Raw genomic sequence first — 4,616 nt, forward strand, 5'->3', positions numbered from 1 at the left:
CCGCTATGACGAAGCGAAATATTTGCTGGCACTGGAAGAGCGAAAATCGCCCTTACTGATGCCGTAAAAAACTTGTCGAATGTCTCAGGGCGTGAGGCGGACATTGAGAATGATTTTTTTCGCCAGTCCGCCAGCTAAAGATAAATCCCGCGTCAGCGCGATTTCGTCAATAAAACGGCGATTTTCATTCAGAAAATTTCAGCAGTGCTTCACCATCGAGACGATAGCGTACCCATTCAGATTGCGGCGACGCGCCAATACTAAGGTAAAAATCAATCGCTGACTGGTTCCAGTCAAGCACACTCCATTCCAGTCGGCCGCACTGTCGTTTGACTGCGGATTGCGCGATATTTTTCAACAATGCCTTTCCTGCGCCTTTTCCACGATAATCAGGGGTAATGTATAAATCCTCCATGTAAAGACCGTTACGTCCAAGCCACGTGGAATAGCTGGTGAAGAAAACGGCATACCCTATGGTTTTACCTTCACTTTCACAGATCAGCGCTTCGGTTTTACTGCCTGTGCTAAATAATGTTTCCCGGATCTCGTCTGGTGTGGTGACCACTTCTTCTGGCGCCTTTTCGTACATAGCCAGCTCATAGATCATATCGTAAATTGCCGTTGCGTCTTCCGGGCGGGCTGGGCGAATCGTGATGCTCATTAGTTTCCTGTGATCTCTGGATAGTATCGATATTGAGGATGCCCAGAATAAACGTTATTGTTAGAGGAATTAAGTGCAATGAAATCACCAAATGATGAATATTATGCATTCAGTACTAAGGCGTCTTGATTTAAACCTTCTGCCCATTTTTGACGCAATTTATCGCCATCGTTCCGTTCGCTTGGCTGCGGATGAACTGGCGATGAGCACATCGGCGATGAGTCATGCGCTTTCACGGCTACGCATCACGCTCGGTGACCCATTATTTTTTCGGGAAGGTCACCGTATGTGTCCCAGCGTGTATGCCACCCAGCTCGCGCCTTCTATTGCTTCCGCGCTGAACTACCTCAATCAGGAGCTGAGTCCACAGCCGAAGTTTGAAACCTCCACGAGCACGGAGCGTATTCAGATTGCGATAACAGACTTTACCGCGTTTTGTGTTTTTCCTGCCCTAATGCATAAATTGCAGCAGGAAGCTCCTGGTTTGCACTTTGAGTTACTTTATTTGCCACATAGTCCGGCACTGACGGAACTGCTGGCGGGCGAAGTAGATCTGGCGCTTGGATTCAGCACACCCGATGAGACCCGATATCCCGAACTTGAAGAAATTACCTGGTTCGAAGATGAATATGTCGTCATCAGCAACCAAAACCGAACACAGCTTACGCTGGAAGATTATCTGGCCGCCCGGCACCTGGTTGTGACGCCATGGAATGAGAAGCGAGGTGTCCTAGATCTACAACTTGATCAGATGGGTTATATACGGCAGATAGCGATCAAAACGCCGTCCATGCTGAGTGCGCCGTTTATTGTTGCAGAAAGCGACCTGCTGATGGCAATTCCCCGCCTCGCAGCAGAGAAACTGCTCCCGGCAATCAATATCAAGATTTTTGCACTGCCGTTCAAGATACCCTCCTTTGAAGTGAAGATTTATTCGCATATACGCAGCGGTAAGCGAGAGGCGACTAACTGGCTGAAGTCGGTATTGCAACAGCTGGCGAAAGAGGTTAATTCAGAGCAGTGAGTGCGAAAAACCGAAATGGTGAGGTGTTTTATTTTTGAGTGGAATTATTTGCAGATTATAAAATATGAACGTTCGCTCCTCGCTCAAAGCTGCCTGCCATCCCTGCTTAAAAAACAGGCTTAACGTAGGATATTTAATGAGATGGTCACTCCCTCCTTCCCGGTACTACGCTGAGGATAGGCTTTCATTCGGAGAACTATCATGGAAAACATTGCGCTCATTGGCATCGATCTGGGTAAAAACTCTTTCCATATTCATTGCCAAGATCGTCACGGGAAGGCTGTTTACCGTAAAAAATTTACCCGACTAAAGTTGATCGAATTTTTGGCGACATGCCCCGCTACAACCATCGCAATGGAAGCCTGTGGCGGTTCTCACTTTATGGCACGCAAGTTGGAAGAGTTGGGCCATTTCCCAAAGCTCATATCACCACAATTTGTCCGCCCATTCGTTAAAAGTAACAAAAACGACTTTGTCGACGCCGAAGCTATTCGTGAAGCGGCATCGCGTCCGTCTATGCGTTTTGTGCAGCCCAGAACGGAATCTCAGCAGGCAATGCGGGCTCTACATCGTGTCCGTGAATCCCTGGTTCAGGATAAGGTAAAAACAACCAATCAGATGCATGCTTTTCTGCTGGAATTTGGCATCAGCGTTCCACGAGGAGCTACCGTTATTAGCCGACTAAGTACCCTTCTTGAGGACAGTAGTTTGCCTCTTTATCTCAGCCAGTTATTGCTGAGATTACAACAGCATTATCACTATCTTGTTGAGAAGATTAAAGATTTGGAATCCCAGTTGAAACGAAAGTTGGACGAAGATGAGATTGGACAGCGCTTGCTGAGCATTCCCTGCGTCGGAACACTGACAGCGAGTACTATTTCAACTGAGATTGGCGACGGGAAGCAGTACGCCAGCAGTCGTGACTTTGCGGCGGCAACAGGGCTAGTGCCTCGACAGCACAGCACAGGAGGTCGGACGACATTGCTGGGAATTAGTAAGCGAGGTAACAAAAAGATCCGAACTTTGTTGGTTCAATGTGCCAGGGTATTCATACAAAAACTGGAACACCAGTCTGGCAAATTGGCCGATTGGGTCAGGGATTTACTGTGCCGGAAAAGCAACTTTGTCGTCACTTGTACCCTGGCAAACAAGCTGGCCAGAATAGCCTGGGCTCTAACGGCATGACAGCAAACTTATGTAGCATAACGTCAGAAATACACCGGTTTAAAGAATCACTGATCTGGTTTTGCGAATACTGATATTGATGATACTAACGGCCCACCGGCCTGTTGAGGAACCTGTAAAACGGAAAGGCTCATTGAAGCCGTATATTTTCTGGAGGTTCATCAGGCGCGGAACTCATCGAGGCGCGGGAATAAAATCCCATTCAGACGCCAGATAGATTCAAGCAAGCCAACTTGTCGTCAAAATCGGTGTCGCAGAAACGGGAGTGACCATAGACCAAGCGGACCCCGAGTACACCAAGAACTTCACCGTAACGCATGCCACACCACCGCGCTGACATTAGCACGTCTGCGACGTGAGCCGGCTGGCGTCGACGCTTTTCTCTTCTACCACCCAAGTATACTGTATATTTATCATAGCGTTGTATGAAGACTTACTCTTCTGACAAACAATAATTCAAACTGGATGCCGTACGTAATATTAGGCTCAGTTATTTAGTCGATGCATTAAGGGAAAAGGCCTTAGCATCGAGGGGCGAAAGCCAAGCGAATCCAGTTGCCCTTGTGTAAATAGAGATTGGATTTTGGAGAGTAATCTCATTCCATTTTATTAAATTTCCTTATGTGAGAAAAATCCAACAAATCTTGAGTTACCATGTAACCGGTATTTTAATGGCTATCTGGAGATGAGTATGGAAAGTGTAAATGTTATTTTTGCAGAAGCATGCAGAATGGTCGGGGAATGCTGTTTAATGTTTGCGCAAAACGGAGAAGAGATTAGTCGGACCCGCGTTGCCAGGCGTTTAGAACGGGTCCAGGAGTCAGTAGTTACAATAACAGGTGAGCCGAATGATGCATTGTATCTGGCAATAGAGCGACTTCTTTGCTTCGACATTGCAGATAAAAAAGGTCATTGACGTAAATATGGCTAAATTTTTTATCAGAAATAATAAGCATTCATTGGTTAACAGGTAAATATGATGATAGAAATTGTTTGTGAAAAATGTGGTTCAGAAAGATTCATCTTTTTAACTAATTCGCGTCACAGTGGATCAGTAAACGAAATTCTATGTGAGAACTGTGAGACCCCTTTAAATGTTGACGAAAATTGGGCTGTAATTAGTCGGGATTCGGAAGAGAATTCTCAAAAATGCTAATGTTCCATGATAACTTGCCTAATAATTTTTGGTAATAAGCGTTTTTACTTTCAACGGCTTAATATAAGCTAGAATCTATGGCTAAGAATGCTGTCCGACCAGTACCTGCATCACTCTTAATCACACGCTAATTGTCATTTCTGATGCTAGAAAATCTAAAAAAATCACATAAATAATAAAGGCTGGTTCGAAATATACCAGCCTATAAACAAAAAAACAAAATCGTCGGATTGGAGAGATAGTTACTTCTTGTTGGTCTGATGTCATCTAGTCAAATGTTATCCCTATTGCGTTGAGCTATCCGATTGTAATAAAAAATGCCCACTGGGGAGCGAGCAATGCAATCAAATGCTCTTCAAGAAAATTCTTCCGTGCCTGTAATTCAACAGACAATTTATTATACTCTTTACCATATTATTTTTTCCAGTATTTGATAGACGGCAGGGCAAAGTAATCTTTTGCGTATGGTTCTGATAAATTAAGGTGAAGTGGTCAACAAAAACTGGCCACAGTTTTAGAGTTTTTCCAGAACAATCGCTCTGACTCATTGGGTGTTAAGCCACCGTTATATTGGTGGGGTCTGAGCTGGC

The 4,616-nt window shown here is 45.0% G+C and carries 4 protein-coding genes; 3 read left to right on the forward strand and 1 reads right to left on the reverse strand.

The features are described 5' to 3' along the window. Positions 1–184: 184 nt before the first annotated feature. Positions 185–661 carry a GNAT family N-acetyltransferase gene (locus EX31_RS17175; RefSeq protein ID WP_037035805.1) on the reverse strand — a complete coding sequence of 159 codons (477 nt, stop codon included), beginning with the start codon at positions 659–661 and terminating at the stop codon, positions 185–187. 91 nt (positions 662–752) lie between these two features. On the opposite strand from EX31_RS17175, the gene EX31_RS17180 reads away from it, so the two are divergent. The 3 genes from EX31_RS17180 (at position 753) to EX31_RS17190 (ending at position 3,786) form a co-directional block, all read left to right on the forward strand. Next, positions 753–1,685 carry a LysR family transcriptional regulator gene (locus EX31_RS17180; protein ID WP_037035807.1) on the forward strand — a complete coding sequence of 311 codons (933 nt, stop codon included), beginning with the start codon at positions 753–755 and terminating at the stop codon, positions 1,683–1,685. A 201-nt stretch (positions 1,686–1,886) separates the two neighbouring features. Then, positions 1,887–2,870 carry an IS110 family RNA-guided transposase gene (locus tag EX31_RS17185; protein ID WP_037035809.1) on the forward strand — a complete coding sequence of 328 codons (984 nt, stop codon included), beginning with the start codon at positions 1,887–1,889 and terminating at the stop codon, positions 2,868–2,870. A 691-nt stretch (positions 2,871–3,561) separates the two neighbouring features. Then, positions 3,562–3,786 (forward strand): hypothetical protein, encoded by a 225-nt coding sequence (locus EX31_RS17190; RefSeq protein ID WP_051931088.1) that lies wholly within the window; start codon positions 3,562–3,564, stop codon positions 3,784–3,786. Positions 3,787–4,616 lie beyond the last annotated feature (830 nt).

Source organism: Rahnella sp. WP5 (assembly GCF_000745615.1).
GTDB classification, from domain to species: Bacteria; Pseudomonadota; Gammaproteobacteria; order Enterobacterales; family Enterobacteriaceae; genus Rahnella; species Rahnella aceris.